Origin of the sequence: Wolbachia endosymbiont of Laodelphax striatellus (assembly GCF_007115015.1) — a bacterium.
GTDB lineage: Bacteria > Pseudomonadota > Alphaproteobacteria > Rickettsiales > Anaplasmataceae > Wolbachia.
On sequence record NZ_MUIX01000001.1, the window covers coordinates 1,113,732 to 1,131,102 of the forward strand.

12 protein-coding genes and 1 tRNA gene are annotated in these 17,371 nt (G+C 34.1%); 8 read left to right on the plus strand and 5 right to left on the minus strand.

Translation table 11 applies throughout. The features are described 5' to 3' along the window. Positions 1-86 precede the first annotated feature (86 nt). The 3 genes from BVG17_RS05340 to BVG17_RS05350 all read left to right on the plus strand — a co-directional run bounded on the left by BVG17_RS05340 (position 87) and on the right by BVG17_RS05350 (position 2,951). Positions 87-159, plus strand: a tRNA-Val gene (locus BVG17_RS05340). Between the two features lie 28 nt (positions 160-187). Further along, the gene (locus BVG17_RS05345; protein WP_007302486.1) at positions 188-1,084 is read left to right on the plus strand and encodes a cation diffusion facilitator family transporter; all 897 of its coding nucleotides are present in this window, start codon (positions 188-190) and stop codon (positions 1,082-1,084) included. A 55-nt stretch (positions 1,085-1,139) separates the two neighbouring features. After that, positions 1,140-2,951, plus strand: a complete 1,812-nt coding sequence (locus BVG17_RS05350; protein WP_063631016.1) for a hypothetical protein — start codon at positions 1,140-1,142, stop codon at positions 2,949-2,951. Here BVG17_RS05350 and plsY read toward each other — a convergent pair. From plsY to BVG17_RS05375, 5 genes are read right to left on the minus strand one after another with little or no spacing between them, the layout of a single operon-like run. After that, positions 2,946-3,521: a glycerol-3-phosphate 1-O-acyltransferase PlsY gene (gene plsY, locus BVG17_RS05355; RefSeq protein ID WP_052264701.1), complete on the minus strand. Its 576-nt coding sequence runs from the start codon at positions 3,519-3,521 to the stop codon at positions 2,946-2,948. The genes BVG17_RS05350 and plsY overlap by 6 nt on opposite strands. A gap of 12 nt (positions 3,522-3,533) precedes the next feature. Continuing rightward, positions 3,534-5,000: an alanine/glycine:cation symporter family protein gene (locus BVG17_RS05360; RefSeq protein ID WP_063631017.1), complete on the minus strand. Its 1,467-nt coding sequence runs from the start codon at positions 4,998-5,000 to the stop codon at positions 3,534-3,536. Between the two features lie 2 nt (positions 5,001-5,002). Beyond that, positions 5,003-6,337 carry an alanine/glycine:cation symporter family protein gene (locus BVG17_RS05365; RefSeq protein WP_010404445.1) on the minus strand — a complete coding sequence of 445 codons (1,335 nt, stop codon included), beginning with the start codon at positions 6,335-6,337 and terminating at the stop codon, positions 5,003-5,005. 22 nt (positions 6,338-6,359) lie between these two features. Then, positions 6,360-7,130, minus strand: coding sequence for a CDP-alcohol phosphatidyltransferase family protein (locus BVG17_RS05370; protein ID WP_063631018.1), 771 nt, complete (start codon positions 7,128-7,130; stop codon positions 6,360-6,362). Continuing rightward, positions 7,127-7,810: a phosphatidylserine decarboxylase gene (locus BVG17_RS05375; protein ID WP_063631019.1), complete on the minus strand. Its 684-nt coding sequence runs from the start codon at positions 7,808-7,810 to the stop codon at positions 7,127-7,129. Before BVG17_RS05375 ends, BVG17_RS05370 begins: the two co-directional genes overlap by 4 nt. A 232-nt stretch (positions 7,811-8,042) precedes the next feature. Between BVG17_RS05375 and BVG17_RS05380 the strand changes: the two genes are divergently transcribed. The 5 genes from BVG17_RS05380 to polA all read left to right on the plus strand — a co-directional run bounded on the left by BVG17_RS05380 (position 8,043) and on the right by polA (position 17,089). Then, positions 8,043-8,909, plus strand: a complete 867-nt coding sequence (locus BVG17_RS05380) for an ankyrin repeat domain-containing protein (RefSeq protein WP_019236893.1) — start codon at positions 8,043-8,045, stop codon at positions 8,907-8,909. Between the two features lie 70 nt (positions 8,910-8,979). Next, entirely contained in the window at positions 8,980-10,212 is a 1,233-nt protein-coding gene (locus BVG17_RS05385; protein WP_019236892.1) for a hypothetical protein, read from the plus strand. Between the two features lie 221 nt (positions 10,213-10,433). Then, the gene (gene gyrB, locus BVG17_RS05390) at positions 10,434-12,806 is read left to right on the plus strand and encodes a DNA topoisomerase (ATP-hydrolyzing) subunit B (RefSeq protein WP_052264704.1); all 2,373 of its coding nucleotides are present in this window, start codon (positions 10,434-10,436) and stop codon (positions 12,804-12,806) included. Positions 12,807-12,991: 185 nt separating this feature from the next. Next, a complete protein-coding gene (gene gatA, locus BVG17_RS05395) occupies positions 12,992-14,458 on the plus strand; it encodes an Asp-tRNA(Asn)/Glu-tRNA(Gln) amidotransferase subunit GatA (protein WP_063631020.1) in 1,467 nt (488 codons plus the stop codon). Positions 14,459-14,560: 102 nt separating this feature from the next. Continuing rightward, complete coding sequence (gene polA / locus BVG17_RS05400) at positions 14,561-17,089, plus strand: DNA polymerase I (protein ID WP_063631021.1); 2,529 nt, start codon at positions 14,561-14,563, stop codon at positions 17,087-17,089. Positions 17,090-17,371: the final 282 nt, after the last annotated feature.

Here is a 17,371-nt window from a genome sequence, read left to right on the forward strand (position 1 = left end):
AAGGTTTGTCAAGGAATTTCATTCAACAAGAAGTCTAAAAGCAAATTGACTTCCATTTCACTGAAGCACTATACTAAAGCTACGATGGGTAATTAGCTCAGTTGGTAGAGCACTTGCTTGACGTGCAAGGGGTCGCTGGTTCGAGCCCAGTGTTACCCACGTTTTTTTGCTCATAAAAAGATTTTATATGACAGCAGTGCACAATGGCAAACACTCAATAGCAGAGTCCAAGCGCTTAATTTATTCCATAATAATAGTCGCAATAACAATGCTTATGGAGATAGCAGGTGGAGTAATTTCACATTCGCTTGCTCTACTATCAGATGCAGGACATATGCTCACTGATCTTTTTGCCTTGGTTTTAAGCTGGATAGCACACAAATTTTCAGCTAAGAAATCTGATTTACAGAGGTCATATGGGTATCACAGATTGCAGATAATTGCAGCATTTGTTAATGGTTTAACTCTATTTTTCATTGCAGCGGTCATTATAATTGAATCAATAAAGAGATTCATTTGTCCGGTCAATGTTGAATGGAAAGTAATGCTAATAATTGCCACACTTGGCCTGATCTCTAACATTATAGTCTTTTTTATATTACATAGTAAATGCGAAAGTAATATAAACATAAAAAGTGCTGTATTGCATGTTATCGGAGACATTTTAGGTTCTGTAGCTGCTATACTTGCATCCATAATTATCATGTTTACCGGATGGCAAATAGTGGACCCTATTTTGTCAGTATTTGTCAGTGTAATAATCTTAAACAGTGGCTATAAAATTCTCAAGAATTCTTGCCATATACTCCTTGAAGGTACACCTGAGAGTGTATCTGCTGAGGAGATAAAAAGTGAGATTGTATCTAAGTTACCTGAAGTGATAGATGTGCATCATATACATGCATGGTCACTATCTGATAATTATTTTATACTTACTATGCATGCCAAGATAAAGCAAAATGGACAACACACTAATATTTTGTATGAGATAAAAAAAATACTATTAAATAGGTTCGAAATTGCGCACTCTACAGTTGAAATTGAATACGATGAGTGCGTAGACAGTAAAATACTTAAGCATTGACATCTATAGGCTATTTGTTATTACTACAATATCATAATATTATAGAGAGTAGGCTATGATAGGTGTTTCCCAAATACAATTTCCTGGAAAGGATTCTTACAGATTAAAGACAGCAAGTTACTTCGCAGCTTTTGTTTCTTTAAGCATTTTAGTTAATCCTGCCAATGTCTTTTTATCTTTTGCCACATTGTTTTTTAGATCTGAAATAAAAACTTTTTACGTTTATAAAGACATAAAAGCTGCAAAGCAGGAAAAAATAAGTAAAAAGGAATATTGGGAAATATTTTTTGAGAAAAATAAAATTAAGATAGCATCTTTCCTTTTATTTTTTGCTTCTGTAACATATCTAACTTTTACAATTACTTTTCTACTCGTTTCGTTACTTGCAACAATACCACTTGCAATGGTTTTAATTCTATTACAAAGTGAATTAAGGCCAAAGGATTTTAATCCATTTACGTTACTCAAAGCTGCTATAAGTTTCTTTTTAGAAGGCATAAAAGAAAATACTCGCAGTATGACAAATAAGTTTGATGGTACTTATGAGCATTTACTGCCCCATCAATTGAATGACGATATTAGTAATAATATTGGTAAGTTAATACGCAAGTATAATGCAGTAACAGAAGACGCTATTAATAGTAGGGAATTTGAAGAATTTATTGAATATATAAATTACTTACATATGCTTGATGGTCAACCATTTAGTAATGAGAATAAGGGAAAATTAGTAATGTTTTTGCAAGATTTTTGCAAAGGTAATGAGAAACATAGCTCTGGCTTCACTGGTGGACAAATTCTTCTGTTAGTTCTTAGAGCCTGCAATGATGGAGATAGAGAAGCTGTAAAAAATAAAAAAGACGCGTTAATTGCAAATTTACTGGATAGTCAAACTTTCTCTAGAAAAGAACGAATTCCTAACACATGTTTTACTGGTGTTATCTACAGAATGTTAAGTACATTAGAGGGTATTCATTCCGATCCAGAGATTAAATTTACACCACCTAGACAAATGCTCCTTACAGAAGCAGAAAATGAAGCACGTAAGTTTATGTTAGACAGGCTAAAAAATAAGAAAAACAGTAAAGAAATTCTTAAGGCTTGGTGTAACGCCCAAAATAGTTATGAAGATGATAAAAGTCAAAAAATAGTTGATGATTTTATTGCAGAAGTAAGCGTTCCTTTAATGAGAAGGTTGCTAAGTTTTACTTCTCAGTATAGTGAACAAATTGTGCTGACATTAATGAAAAATATCAGCTCTGTAAAGTTAAATAAATTAGAGCACTTTGCGCTGTCTCAGCACATAACAAATAAACTACAGGGGGATGGTTTAGACGATCAACTCGAAAACATCAAAGGAAAAGTCTTTTTGAAGCTTTTAAACCAAAATTTACTTAGAATAGATTTTTCTCTTAAGGATTCATTTTTGAATGAAGCTAAGAGAATAGCTGACGAAATAATAATAGAAGAAGTCGAGAAATTTAGGTCAGAAACTGCTGAAAAGGCTAGGAAAGTTAACCCTATAGAAGCTCAAATAGATGCTACATTGCAAAATCTGTCAGCCTTGCCACGAGAAAAGAAGTGTTGCATTGCGTATAGCAGACTGAGTAGCCAGTATAAAGGTGATGAAAGGGGAGTAATGGAGAACATCTTATTGAAAAAATTAGAGATAACGAAAGAAGAAATGAATAAGATGCTAGAAGAGTATGATGTACGTAAGCTAAAATTAGCACTTGATGATGCATGTAAAAAAAGTGGAAAAAACATGGAAGAAATAATAAAAGAAGTAGAAGAAGTGGTCTCAAGTCGTCTCTCACATGGAGTATCCGCTAGTAATGTAGCAGAAGGAATGAGACATAGCTCATAAAAACTTACGTTCTCTGCCTTGCAGAAGATTTGCAATATTTTTGTAATGCTTCAAGAAAATTAATATCGCTACAGTGAGTAGTATAAGGAATAACTCCTTTTGAAAAAAGAAAGATGCTATAACAGCTGCTGCAGTAGCAGCCAAGGAAGCAAGAGAGGAGTACCGAAAGATAAAAAATACTATTAGCCAGACAAATACAAATGCTAATGCTATAGAAATGTTAAGTGCTATCAAAACTCCCAAAGTTGTTGCAACTCCCTTTCCTCCATTGAACCTTAGCCAAATAGGAAACATATGCCCTAGAACTGCTAAAATTGCAGATACATATATATAAAAATCGTTATTATCACAAAATTGTTGTGCTGTATAAACCGCGACAAATCCTTTCAAAGAGTCTAAAAATAATGCGAGGACAGCAAGTCTCTTATTTCCTGTTCTTGCAACATTTGTAGCACCAATGTTTCCTGAACCTACTTCTCTTAAATTTATACCATTTATTTTTGCAATAATTAAGCTAAACGGTATTGAACCGATTACGTAAGATAATATAAGAATTATATATTTCTCCATTATACTAAAAATCTAGTTGATCTTGTTATTCCTCAGTCTTTTTAGATAGCATTGAACTTCATCATTAATCTGATTGCTAAACAGTATAAGTGCTGTCATATTGATGAGTGCTAAACAAGAGAATAAAGCCCCACCAATATTAGCAATAGCCATTATATCTTTAGACAAACCTGACAAAAATGCAACTACCACCACCGCTATACGATATATTACTACACTTTTTACACCAAACAAATACAGCCATCCCATTTCACAACAATATACAAATGAAATTACTGAGGAAAACGCAAACAAAGGCGCAGCGATGGTTAAAAGTATAGGAAACCAAGAAGAAACTGTTTCAAATGCTTTTTGGGTGATCAATATTCCCTCGCCAATGCCAGTCTGGTATGCGCCTGTTATTACTATTGTTATTCCTGTCAAACAACAAATTAACATTGTATCGAAGCATGGTTCTATCATAGCAACTAGACCAGTCCTAACCGGCTCCTCATCTTTAGCTACAGCGTGAGTAATTGCAGCAGAACCAACACCTGCTTCACTGGCAAAAATTGCCCTTTGAATCCCAGCGACAAATGCTCCTACTACTCCACCACCAACAGCATTGAAGTCTATCATACTGGAAAACAATATTTTTAATGTATTGCTAAAATTGTGAATATTGAATGCAATAATCGTGAAACAACTCAAAATATATATGAGTGACATAATAGGCACCAGCGCAGAAGAGACTTTAGCTATTCTCCTGATTCCACCGATAATCACCAGAGCAAGTAACGTAGAAATTATGGAAGAGAGAAACCAAGGATGACCATCTATCCAATTTGAATAACCAGATAATATTGAAACCATTTGGTTAGTTTGAAATGCTACACTTCCACCAAGACCTGACAATACAAAAAACACTGCATATATTGCAGCTATTACAATACCAAGCTTCTTAAATCCAAATTCCTCTAGTCCATTTCTTATATATTGAAAGGGACCACTGAATAACTGCTCCTGGCCTTCTGTTCTGTGTCTGAATGCTAAAGTTACTTCAGCAAACTTTGCAGACATACCAAAAAAGCCTGTGATCATCATCCAAGGTACCGCTCCTGGCCCTCCCATTGAAATTGCAATTGCAACACCAGCAACAGTTCCAAGACCTACTGTGCTTGATAGCGCGGTTACAAATGCCTGAAAATGCGTAATGTGACCATCATGATGATCTGTGTCATATTTTCCACATAAAATAGCGAACGCATGCTTAAACATCCTTATGTTGAGAAATCTAAAACGTAGTGTTAGAAATATATAACCAAAGGCCAATAAAAGAATTATAAATGGTACGTGAAAGATCTTGAAAAACAACACTTCATTCATGAAGTTGCTTACTCCATTTAATGCAGTGTCATAACTTTTATGAAAAACTGAAGCAGCGTATACATCATTAAATGGTAGGCAAAATAACACTATATAAAGCATTCTATAAATCATGTTTAATACCTTTTGTAATAAGAATCTATTGTATTTAAGACTTCCCTTCTCAGTAGATATATCGCAACAGCATTTGGAATCATAAGGCACATAAACAGGCTATCACCTAAATAAGATATAAATTCTATATTTTTTGATATACAGCTTATATACACTGAACCCACTATAAAAAACTGAAACAATATCAGTACTTTTTTGTTACCAAATAAGTACACTAGGGCAACTTCACAGTAGTAATAGTAAGCTATGATTGTGGAAAATGCAAAGGAAAACATTATCAGCGGAAGAGCTAGCTTGCTAAATAAAGGTAAGGCTGTTGAAAATGCTGAGCTAACTAACGTAATATCACCTACGGTATTAGTGATATGCATATCGGTGATAATTATCACAATACCAGTCAAAAATGAGACTAATATTGTGTCTACAAATGGTGCAATCATTGCAACACTTCCAACTTTAACTGGGTCTTTCTCTTTTACAATCGAATGTGCTATAGCTGCTGTTCCAGTACCTGCTTCATTAGCAAACACTGACCTTCTTACCCCTGCTATTAATCCACTCAATACTCCACCTCCTATAGCTGATTTGTTAAAGATATCTTGAAATATTATAGATAGAGCATTCAGTAGATTATTTCCGTTTACACAGATTAAATATATACACATGCCTATATATAACATTATCATGATCGGCCCTAAACCTGTTGCAACTAAAGCAATTCGCTTTATTCCTCCCAGTATTACAATTAATACAAATAGCGAGATAATAACAGATGTGTTGTATTCAAATAAGTTACTTGACAACGCTGCAATTTGATTTGCCTGAAATGGTATGCCGCCTAGAATCATTGCAACAAGCAGCATAACTGCGTAGATAAATGCAAGGAATTTGCCAGTCTTCATAAATCCAATCTTTGCAAGTCCATGTTCCATATAATAAAAAGCCCCACCAGTTGTGTTTTCAGAGCGATGAGTAAATGCAAGCACTACTTCAGCAAATTTTATTGACATGCCAAGTACTCCGGTAATTATCATCCAAAAAACTGCACTTGGCCCCCCTATTGTAATAGCTATTGCAACTCCTGATATTGTTCCAAGACCAACTGTTCCTGAAATTACCGTTGCAAATGCCTGAATGTGGGTGATTATGCCGTTATTATTATGGCTCTCTAGGTTGAATAATGTTTGTATCCCATATTTGAACAACCTAAAGTTAATGAATTTGAATCGAATCGTACAAAAAACCCCAGTTGCAATTACCCAAATAATTATAAATGGTATGTTGAATATCTTTATATATAAAAAAGAGTTTAATAGATCAGTTGCTTTTACAATCATGCTGCTCACTACTTTTATATAGCTAATGAGTTTTATATGTGTAGTATATATAAAGTCCAGTGCTTATTGGAATAGTAAGTATATACAATGCGCCTGAAATTGGTAGTGTTATCCAGGGCTTGCTTATAAACAGTATGATCAATACTCCAAAAAACGACACAAATATATAGGATAGGCTTCTAGGAACATAAATGTACTTTGCAGAGAAAGTTGGAATATGACTTATCGAAAAAAATGAAATGGCCAAAAAGTAACAAGCTGTATTCTTTACGTTAAAAAATTGCTCTATAAGAAGTAAGTATTCACTCTCATGAGATTGAAAGGTAATAATTATTGGTAACAGAGCAAGTAAAGCACATACAGGAGCTGGAACACCGGAAAAGAAAAATTTTTTCCAGTATAATTGTTCTGAATGTAACGAAACATTGAATCTTGCAAGTCTTATTGATATGCAGATTACATATATCATTACTAAGATCCAGCCTACAACTTTAATTTCATTTAACTTCCAAAAGTATAAAAGAAAAGCAGGTGCTGAACCAAAATTTAGAAAATCTGCAAAAGAATCGAGTTGTGCTCCAAAATCGCTGGTTGATTTTAAAATTCTGGCTATCCTGCCGTCCATTCCATCTATTATTGCTGCAATGATAATAAAAATTGCTGAAAATTCCCATTGTTCATTAAATGTGAATTTAAGTGAAGTAAGGCCAGCACATAAACCTAATAAAGTTATAAAGTTTGGGAATAACTTGGTAATAGGTAAAAATTTACTGTTACTTTCATCGTTATTCATATAACATCAAAAGTAAGCTTCTCTTGTTTATTAAAATCTGCTATAACTGTCTCACCGCCAATAACAGTTTGCCCTTCTGAAACTCTTACTTCTATGCCAATGGGAATATAAATATTTACTCTGCTACCAAATCTTATAATTCCAAATCGTTCACCTGCTTTTACACTCTGAGATGTCCTCAAATTACAAACAATACGGCGTGCAATAAATCCAGCTATTTGCTCTACAATGATTTCTTTTCCCTTCTCATATTCAATCGCAATAACCTGCTTTTCATTCTCATTACTAGACCTATTGCTTATTGCGGAAACAAACTTGCCTTTTTTATAACTCATTTCCTTTATTGTACCAGATATTGGTATACGATTAACGTGGACATTCAAAACACTTAGAAATATGCTAACAAGCGTAAACTTCTTTTCTTCTTCATTCTCTTCTGATAAAGAGTAACTAACTTCTTCTATCTTTGAAATTACACCATCAGCAGGACTTAATATAAAGTCCTTATTGTTTGGTACAGCTCTTGCTGGATCACGAAAAAAATAGGTACATAATAACGTTGGAAATAAGCAAGTAATTCCAGCTCCCCAAGATATAGAGAATGCTATACATGTTACGATAAAGGAAACAACTATAAATAAATAACCTTCTCTGTTTATGTTAGGTAAACCAAAGCACATAATTTATTCTCGATAATTCATTATTAACAATTTATCATTTATAATTTCTCATGAAAAGCTTTTTTTCACTTCTTCACTTTTGGAATGGTTATATAAACATTTGCTTATATAACCATTGATAGAGATTAATTTTTAATGAAAATTTAATTTCTTAGCTATTGTTAATATTATTTTAATAAAAACTTAATAATAATTCTTAATAATATATGAATTGTTGTGTTCTTAATTTCGTATGACAGGGGAAATAGAAAAAGATGAATCTCCTTCCTTATACTCTGCAATTCGGATGGGTGATATTGAAGCTACAGAGCTGCTAATAAAGTTTGGTGCAAATGTCAATGATAATTATGAACGTAATCGTACACCACTACATATTGCTATCGGGTATAAGCAGTTTGAAATAGCGAAATTGCTGATAAATAACGGAGCAAACGTTAACGCAAAAACTGGAAATCATGGCAAAGATGACTTAACACCAATGCACCTTGCAATTTTTGCAAACACGCCAGAGTTTATAGAATTGCTAGCTAGCAATGGTGCGTCAATTGATGAAAGAGAAAGCACTGAAGGACATACACCTTTTCACCTTGCTACTTTATATGGAAATAAAAGTGTAATACAAGCCTTAGTTGACAAGGGACAGAATATTGAAGATATTGATAATAATGGGCGTACAGCTTTATTTTTAGCTATTAGGCAATGCACTGAAGCAAAGGATGATAGCAGAGTAGAAGTTATCGAGTATTTGATAAATAAACTCAAAGCAGACATAACGAAAAAAGATAATAATAACAACACAATACTTTTTCCTGCTGCTAATAATTGTCCTGGAAAAGTAGTGGAACTCATCATTAAACAATATATAGAAAGCTTTGGTAGAGATCGGTTGAAGAATTTTATCAATCACAAAAATAAAGCTGGAATGGATGCCTTGGATATTGCACTCAATAGTGGGAATGAAAAGGCCATTGAAGTACTTAGCTCATATGGAGCAGATATCGAGAATAAAGTAACTCCCAAGATTACTGTAGAAAAACCAAATAGTACCTTAGATGGAGCGGAAAGTATAGAAGTGGTATCCCCAATCAAACAAAAATAAAAGCAGCTCTAAATTCCTTGCTTTATTTACATTCTTTCTATAGTATGATATGTTAATGTTAGAATAGGGTATGTTTGCAGGTCAAAATAATAATCAACAGCAAAATAGAAATAGAGCACAGGCTTTAATAGAAAGAGTGCAAAATGCTTACAACAACACTAATAAAATTAAAAGATTCATTAATATAGTTTTATTAGTAAGTATGATTCCTTCATTTTTTCTTCTTGTACAGCTCTCTTTGTATTTATCATTAGTAAATTATTTTTTCAAACCAAGGGAAAATGAAAAAAGATTATCAGCGTGGCCAAAAAATGTTATTAGAATAACATTAAGCATTTTTTTAATTATACACATTATTAATTCCTGTGTGCTTTTGGTACTGCCTATATTGTGCTTATGTTTGCTAAACAAATCACTCATTGAAGAAATACAGCAGTTTAACGATTTAATACAACAAATTCCAGAGGAAGAAAGGCCTATTTTCTTTCAAGATTTAGCAGCCATTCCTTTTATGGCACAAACTACTCATGACCCAAGTGCAGTTGCTAGTATAAACTTGAGTGTTGATAGACTCATAGAAAAGTATAAAGAGAATTTAAGCAAAGATGAATTCTATGTACAGCTAAATAGAGGCAACACAACCGACATTGAAGAGTACATCAAACAATCAAATGAATTTACAGAAGGCGATAAATCTCATGCACTTGAATGCTTAAGATTTATCAATAGAACAGGAGATAATTTTAAAGACAATCATAGTAAGTTAACATTAAAGCAAGCAGCTATTTTATGTTGGAAAGCCTGCAATGATAGAAATACAGGAACAGAGAATCAAAGAATTCCTTTGAGTGATGCAGGCATAAAAAATAGAAAGGATATGTTTGTAAAAGGTCTTGTAGACGCTGCAACAACTTATGGTAATCAAGGTCAAAGTTGTGCAGGTGGAACATACAATAAATTATTTGAGTCTTTATCTGGCTTACATCCATCAGTGGTTATTACACTCGATGGAGAAGAGGCTAGAGAAATGATAAAAGAAACGATCACACAAAAATTCCCTGAAATGGCCAGAGCCAATTTCACCAATTTCTCTGGAACAGAACAAGAAAGGATCCGTAGCGAGTTACCAGAGTTATCATCTGAAACAGTAAGGTATATTATGACTACGCATTCAGCTCTTGAGAGAAGGTGTCAAGAGTTCAGCAATAGATTAAACAATGATAAAAAGAATGAAATATTAGAAGAGTGTATGAGCAACTTATCCTGTGTTGAGCTAGAAAGTCCAATTGAAAGGAGAAGGTAAATTGTATTTGATTGTCGCCATTTATTTTAAAATATGAAGCAGAGTTTTGTATGATTATTTGAACTTAAGTTTATGTATTGAAATAACATGTAAAACCACTTCGTGTAGGTGATATGTTATGTTTTATCTACATGTCAAGGATCCTTCTCTCAACTTAAAGATGTTGCTAATCAGCACATACAAATGTAATATTAATTAATATTTATAAATAAAGCAATTCCATGGAAAGTAACTACAACGCCGACGCAATAAAAATCCTAAGAGGTCTTGATGCTGTAAGAAAGCGTCCAGGTATGTATATTGGTGACACTGATGATGGATCAGGCTTGCACCATATGGTGTATGAGGTTGTTGATAATGCGATAGATGAGTCTTTAGCTGGTTATTGTAGTAAGATTGAAGTTAGCATAAATGAAGATGGTTCAGTTTCTGTAACCGACAACGGTCGTGGCATTCCAACAGACATTCATCCAGAGGAAGGAATATCGGCAGCAGAAGTAATAATGACCCAATTGCATGCAGGAGGTAAATTTGACAGCAATACCTATAAGGTTTCCGGAGGATTACATGGTGTTGGAATTTCAGTTGTGAATGCATTATCAAGTTGGCTGGAATTAACCATCTGGCGCAATAAAAAAGAACATTTTATGCGCTTTGAAGATGGTGAGTCTATTGAATCTTTAAAGATAATTAATGAAAACACAAATAAAAGAGGAACTAGAGTAACGTTTATGCCATCAACGGGGACTTTTAGTAGTATTGATTTTAGTTACTCCACTCTTGAGAGTCGCATCAGAGAATTGGCATTTTTAAACTCAAATATTGAGATAATTTTGCGTGATCTCCGTAATAAACCACATGTAGAGTCTCATTTTAACGATAGTAAAGAGTCTGAAGATAATTTTGGTACAGCTAATTTTGTACGGTACTTAGACAAGAATAAGACACATGTTACTAAAATTGCCAGCATTAGAGATAATGTAAAAGATCTAGGTACCAGTGTAGAAATATCAATGGAGTGGAATGATTCCTACTATGAGAATATGCTATGCTTCACAAATAATATAAGACAACGGGATGGTGGTACGCATTTGGCAGGGTTTAGATCTGCACTAACCAGATGTATCAATAACTATGCAAACAATGAAGGTTTTTTGAAGAAGGCAAAAGTGAATTTGACTGGAGAAGATGTTAGAGAAGGCTTAACTTGTGTTTTATCTCTCAAGATGCCTGATCCTAAATTTTCTTCACAGACAAAAGATAAATTGGTCAGTTCTGAAGCGCGGGCAGTTGTAGAGAGCATAGTTTTTGACAAGTTGAGTACAATACTTGAAACTGACCCCAAGTTAGCAGCAAGTATAGTAGAAAGAGCGATTAGGTCAGCAAAAGGAAGAGAAGCCGCAAGAAAAGCACGAGAGTTAGTTAAAAATAAAAACAATATTAATATTGCAACTCTACCGGGAAAGCTTGCCGATTGTCAGGAAAAAGTTCCTGAGTTATCGGAATTGTTTATAGTAGAGGGTAATTCCGCAGGTGGTACTGCAAAGCAGGGACGTAATCGTAAAACACAGGCGGTACTTGCTTTAAGAGGGAAAATTCTAAACGTAGAACGTGCAGGGCTGGATCGTATTTTTTCATCTGCAGAAATTGGCTCTCTGATCACGGCAATTGGGGCTGGAATAGGGAGTGAGCACTTCGATATTGAAAAAACTAGGTATCATAAAATTATCATTATGACAGACGCAGACGTTGATGGCTCGCATATAAGAACTTTGATTCTAACTTTCTTTTTTAGACATATGCGTGAAGTAATTGAGAAAGGGTATTTATACATAGCGCAGCCACCGCTCTATAAAGTTACAAAAAATGCTAAAGATACTTATATCAAAGATGATGAAACTTTTGAAGAGTATATAGTAAATTCAGCGATTAAAAGATTAACATTAAATGGTGTAGGCAAAGATTTGCGTTTCGTTTTGAATAAGTGCCTCAGTATTTCAAACATTAGCAAAAATTATGATAGGGAAATACCAAAAGATCTCTTAGAATCATTGCTAATTTTAAGCAAAAAGAATGCTCTATTGTCTGCTGATGAGATATTAAAATATTTAAAATTGATGTATAGTGAATATAATTGGGAAGTAGAAGTAAAAGATGAGGAAATTCACATTGCTAAATTGTTTCAAGGGTTAGCAGACAAATATGTATTCTCGCTTAGTATGCTTGAAAGTAAAGAAATACGGAATATATTGAGTTCTCTTGATAACATAATTGACTTATTTAATGGTGATTCATTTTTACAGTCGCAAGAAACTGAAATAAAAATAAAGTCTCCAAGTGCACTCGCAAAAATAGTGATGGATTATGGTAAAAAAGGTTTAACTCTGCAGAGATTTAAAGGCCTTGGTGAAATGAATGCTGATCAGCTTTGGGAAACTACACTCAATCCAGAAACTAGAACTCTGTTAAAAGTTGAAATAAAAGATTGTGAAGAAGCAGATAGTATATTTTCGGTGTTAATGGGTGATATAGTTGAACCACGTCGTGACTTTATAAATAACAATGCACTTAACGTGCATGATGTTGATATTTGATTTTAGAAACGCTAAACCCTTATGGCTTAGCATTGTGTGCCAAACCGGCTATTTAAAACGTACTACTAACCAATCCATTTCAGAAATCTGAATTGATCTCGGTTGTATTTCCGTTTTCGATCATAAATATATAGATTTTCTGCCCTATTGTTGTTATAATTAACACCTTGCTAAATTGAATATTAATGAATGAATTGAGAAGGCTCACTATTACAGAGATGCATGATGGACTAAGGCGGGGGGATTTTTCTGCTGTTGAGCTTGTAGAGACGCATGTTAATGCAGTTGAAAATGAGCAACTAAATGCATTTGTAACAAAAACCCCAGAAATCGCGATAAAAGCTGCTAAAATAGCAGATGAATACTTCTTGAAACAAAAAGATAATATTTCACCACTTATGGGCATACCAGTTGGTGTTAAAGATTTATTCTGTACAAAAGGAATAAAAACAACAGCATGCTCAAAAATGCTGGAAAATTTCATCCCTACTTATGAATCTACGGTATCTAACTTGCTTTTAAAAAATGGAGCAGCCATGCTTGGTAAACTTAACATGGATGAGTTTGCTATGGGTTCTGCGAACACAAACAGCTATTTTGGTCCTGTTAAAAATGTATGGATTAGAAAAAGTGACGGAGAAAAAGTTGTTCCTGGTGGATCATCTGGTGGATCTGCAGCATCAGTTGCTGGGTTTTTATGTGCTGGAGCACTAGGAAGTGATACTGGTGGTTCTGTACGCCAACCAGCAGCTTATTGTGGAGTTGTTGGAATAAAGCCAACTTATGGAAGGTGTTCGCGTTTTGGTATGATTGCGTTTGCAAGTTCTCTCGATCAAGCAGGAGTAATTACTCGTTCCGTTTCTGATTCAGCATTAATGCTTGAAATAATTTGTGGCTATGATGAAAAAGATTCAACATCGAGCAAAAGGACAGTGCCTAAATTTTCCAGTTTTATAAATGGTGATATTAAGGGTAAGCGCATTGGTATACCAAAAGAGTATAAGATGGATGGAATTTCAGAAGAAATCGTTCATCATTGGGAAAAAGTTTCTTCCAATTTAAAAGAAAATGGTGCTGAAGTTGTTGACATTACTCTGCCTCATACTAAATATGCGATACCGGTTTACTATCTAATTTGTTCTGCTGAAACTTCATCTAACCTTGCTCGCTATGATGGTGTACGTTACGGATTCAGGGTTGATGCTGATACCCTTGAAGAAATGTATTCGCTAACAAGAGCAGAAGGTTTTGGTAAAGAAGTGAAAAGGAGAATTTTAATTGGTTCTTATGCTCTTTCTTCAGGTCATTACAATGAGTATTATGAAAAAGCACAGTGCATTAGGGCATTAATCAGAAATGATTTTATAAAAGCGTTTGAAAAAATAGATTACATACTTGTGCCATCTGCTCCAACAGAGGCTTTTGGCTTAAATGAAAAGCCAGACCCGCTAATTATGTGCATCAATGATGTGTTTACCGTGCCGGCAAGCTTAGCAGGGTTACCTGCTATTTCTGTTCCTGTTGGACTTTCCAATGAAGGCTTACCACTTGCTTTACAAGTAATTGGAAATTATTACGATGAAGCTGGAATATTAAATATGGCAAGTGTGATAGAGCAAAATTGTGGCAGAATAATTAACTATCTTATGTAATATGCCTTCTTATAGTAACTATAGCATTTTAGCTATAGGAAGCAAGAACTTGATTTTTGTAGCTAAATAATAGATTATCAAAGGCACACTCAAATATCTAAAATGAAAGAAAAGACTTTCACGATCATTGATGGTTACGGTTTTCTTTTCAGAGCTTATTATGTTTTGCATCATTTAACTACCACAACTGGTATTCCAATAGGTGCTGTATATGGTTTTCTGAATATGGTTCTTAAATACATTGTCCACTCGGACTACTTAACTATAGCACTTGACTCTGGAAAAAAAAATTTTAGGCACGATTTATATTCTGAGTATAAAGCAAACAGAGTAACGCCTCCTGAGGATCTAATTCCACAATTTACAATACTGAGAGAAGCGGTGGAAGCTTTTAACTTCAGCTATGAAGAGATTGAAGGCTATGAAGCAGATGACATAATTGCAACACTAGCTGCAAAATATGCCAACCACGAAGACTTTAAAGTAGTAGTAGTCTCATCAGATAAAGACTTATTTCAACTTTTGAATTACAACATTTTAATATTTGATCCTATCAAAAATATATACATAGATGAAAAACAAGTGATAGAAAAATTTGGTGTAAATTCACACAAGCTTCTTGATTTATTTTCTCTAACTGGAGATGCGTCTGATAACATTCCAGGCGTCCCAGGAATAGGGCCAAAGACTGCAGCTAAATTACTAGATGAATTTGATTCATTGGATAACATTATAGAAAACATCAATAACATTGAGCAAACAAGAGTTCGTAATATTCTTACTGAGCATAAGGAAAAAGCACTAATTTCAAGAGAACTTTTGTCACTATGCAAAAAAGTAGATCTTCAACATGATGTTGTAAAATATGAAGTCCATCCTCCAAATATGGAAAAATTGTTATCCTTTTTGAAGAAATATGAATTTAATTCATTGATAGGAAAAGTAGAAAAGCTTTTTTCTTATAGTGGATCTAGCACAAAAGAGAAAACAGAATATAGCGGTGAAGAATTAGAAAAATTTTTGGAGCATTGCAGATATGAAGGCAAAATTGCAATTCATTGCCACTTTGAAAACAACGCGTTAAACAAAATCTCCTTATCTTGCAGTGAAGATAATATTTTCTACATAGATCAAAACTGTCTACAAGATGCACTCACTATAATAAATTCAACTTTATTTTCAAATGGGGTGCTTAAAATAATACATGATATTAGAAAGATCAGAGAGACATTTCCTGCAATAGAGAAAGTGCTAGATTCAATTGATGACTTAATGATCATGTCATACAGTCTTGATACAGGGAAGCATGATCACAGCATTCCAAATATAGTTGCACACAATTTAAGTGAAAATGTAGAAACTTTCTCGGCAAAAACTTTAATAGCGATCCATGAGAAACTGACACAAAGATTATTTCAGGAAAAACTTTTTACGATTTACGAGCGCTTTGACAAGCCTCTCATGAAAGTAATATTTGATATGGAGAAAAATGGAATACTACTCAATATTCAAAAACTACAGGAATTGTCTGATAAGTTTGAGCAGCTAATTGCTGTACTTGAAAACGATATACATAATTTAGCAGGAGAAAAATTCAACATTGCATCGCCAAAACAATTAAGTGATGTTTTGTTTAATAAAATGGAGCTAAGTAAAAAGAAAAAGTCAAAATCTGGGTCTTATAGCACCAACTCTGAAGTTCTAGAGGCACTTGAAGAGGAGGGGACAGAAATCGCAGGTAAAATTTTAAGTTGGCGACATCTAAGTAAATTAAAGGGTACCTATACTGACGCGTTAATAAAACAGGTTGATCCGCTTGATGGTAGGATACATACAAGCTTTTCAATCACTGTGACTGCAACTGGAAGGCTGAGCTCTAGCAATCCTAATTTACAAAATATTCCTATCAGAAGCGAAGAAGGTAGTCTTATCAGGCAAGCGTTTATTGTGCCAAAAGGTTGCAAGATAATTTCTGCTGACTATTCACAAATAGAATTAAAAATCCTGGCACACGTTGCAAATGTTACTGCATTTAAAGAAGCTTTTGCAAACAGGCAAGATATTCATGATATTACTGCAAGACAAGTTTTTGGAGTGCAAGAAATAGATGAGCAATTAAGACGCAAAGCAAAAACCATTAATTTTGGCATTATATATGGCATTAGTCCATTTGGCCTTGCAAAGCGACTTGGCATTACCTTTCAAGAGGCTGCTGAATACATTAATTACTATTTTTCTTGTTACCCAGAAATAAAGGTCTATATGGAAAAAGCAGTATCTATCGCGAGAAATCATGGTTATGTAGAGACTTTGTTTGGTAGAAGATGTTTTGTAAGAGACATCAACAATAAAATTCCTTATCTAAGACAATTTGCAGAAAGGGCAGCAATAAATGCACCACTGCAGGGAACTGCCGCTGATATAATAAAACGCGCGATGATTCGGCTTTTTGATCAGTTAAAGTCAGGTAAAATAATCCTCCAGGTTCATGATGAATTACTTGTAGAAGTGGAAGAGAGCAGAGTGCAAGAAACAGCAAAACTTATGAAAGATATAATGGAAAATGCAGTAGAAATTTCTATACCACTTGAAGTAGAAATAAAAATTAGCGACAACTGGGGCTTTTCTTAATTATACCGTAGACCCTAAGAACCTGTCTTGAAAGGACTTAAGTAGTATCTGTTCAGATGCATGGCTAATGTGTAAATATTGAAACAAAAGTAATGTCATCCCAGTGCTTGACACTGGTGCTCACAAGCAACCTAATCATAGATATTAAAAGCAACGCTTTCAATGAGACTACAAAAGGCTGGATTCCAGTGTCTGGGCACTGCCTTATTGTTGTAAATTCACTTTTACCTTATTTTGCCACACCCCTGAACGGATGCCTTGAGTGGTTAATTTCGTAAGTAT

Excerpts from the sequence above, each read along its gene's own strand:
- polA (WP_063631021.1), top strand. The coding sequence starts at position 14,561 with ATGAAAGAAAAGACTTTCACGATCATTGATGGTTACGGTTTTCTTTTC.
- BVG17_RS05385 (WP_019236892.1), top strand. The coding sequence starts at position 8,980 with ATGTTTGCAGGTCAAAATAATAATCAACAGCAAAATAGAAATAGAGCA.
- BVG17_RS05345 (WP_007302486.1), top strand. The coding sequence starts at position 188 with ATGACAGCAGTGCACAATGGCAAACACTCAATAGCAGAGTCCAAGCGC.
- BVG17_RS05370 (WP_063631018.1), bottom strand. The coding sequence starts at position 7,130 with ATGAATAACGATGAAAGTAACAGTAAATTTTTACCTATTACCAAGTTA.
- BVG17_RS05365 (WP_010404445.1), bottom strand. The coding sequence starts at position 6,337 with ATGATTGTAAAAGCAACTGATCTATTAAACTCTTTTTTATATATAAAG.
- BVG17_RS05360 (WP_063631017.1), bottom strand. The coding sequence starts at position 5,000 with ATGATTTATAGAATGCTTTATATAGTGTTATTTTGCCTACCATTTAAT.
- gatA (WP_063631020.1), top strand. The coding sequence starts at position 12,992 with ATGAATGAATTGAGAAGGCTCACTATTACAGAGATGCATGATGGACTA.
- gyrB (WP_052264704.1), top strand. The coding sequence starts at position 10,434 with ATGGAAAGTAACTACAACGCCGACGCAATAAAAATCCTAAGAGGTCTT.
- plsY (WP_052264701.1), bottom strand. The coding sequence starts at position 3,521 with ATGGAGAAATATATAATTCTTATATTATCTTACGTAATCGGTTCAATA.
- BVG17_RS05375 (WP_063631019.1), bottom strand. The coding sequence starts at position 7,810 with ATGTGCTTTGGTTTACCTAACATAAACAGAGAAGGTTATTTATTTATA.
- BVG17_RS05380 (WP_019236893.1), top strand. The coding sequence starts at position 8,043 with ATGACAGGGGAAATAGAAAAAGATGAATCTCCTTCCTTATACTCTGCA.
- BVG17_RS05350 (WP_063631016.1), top strand. The coding sequence starts at position 1,140 with ATGATAGGTGTTTCCCAAATACAATTTCCTGGAAAGGATTCTTACAGA.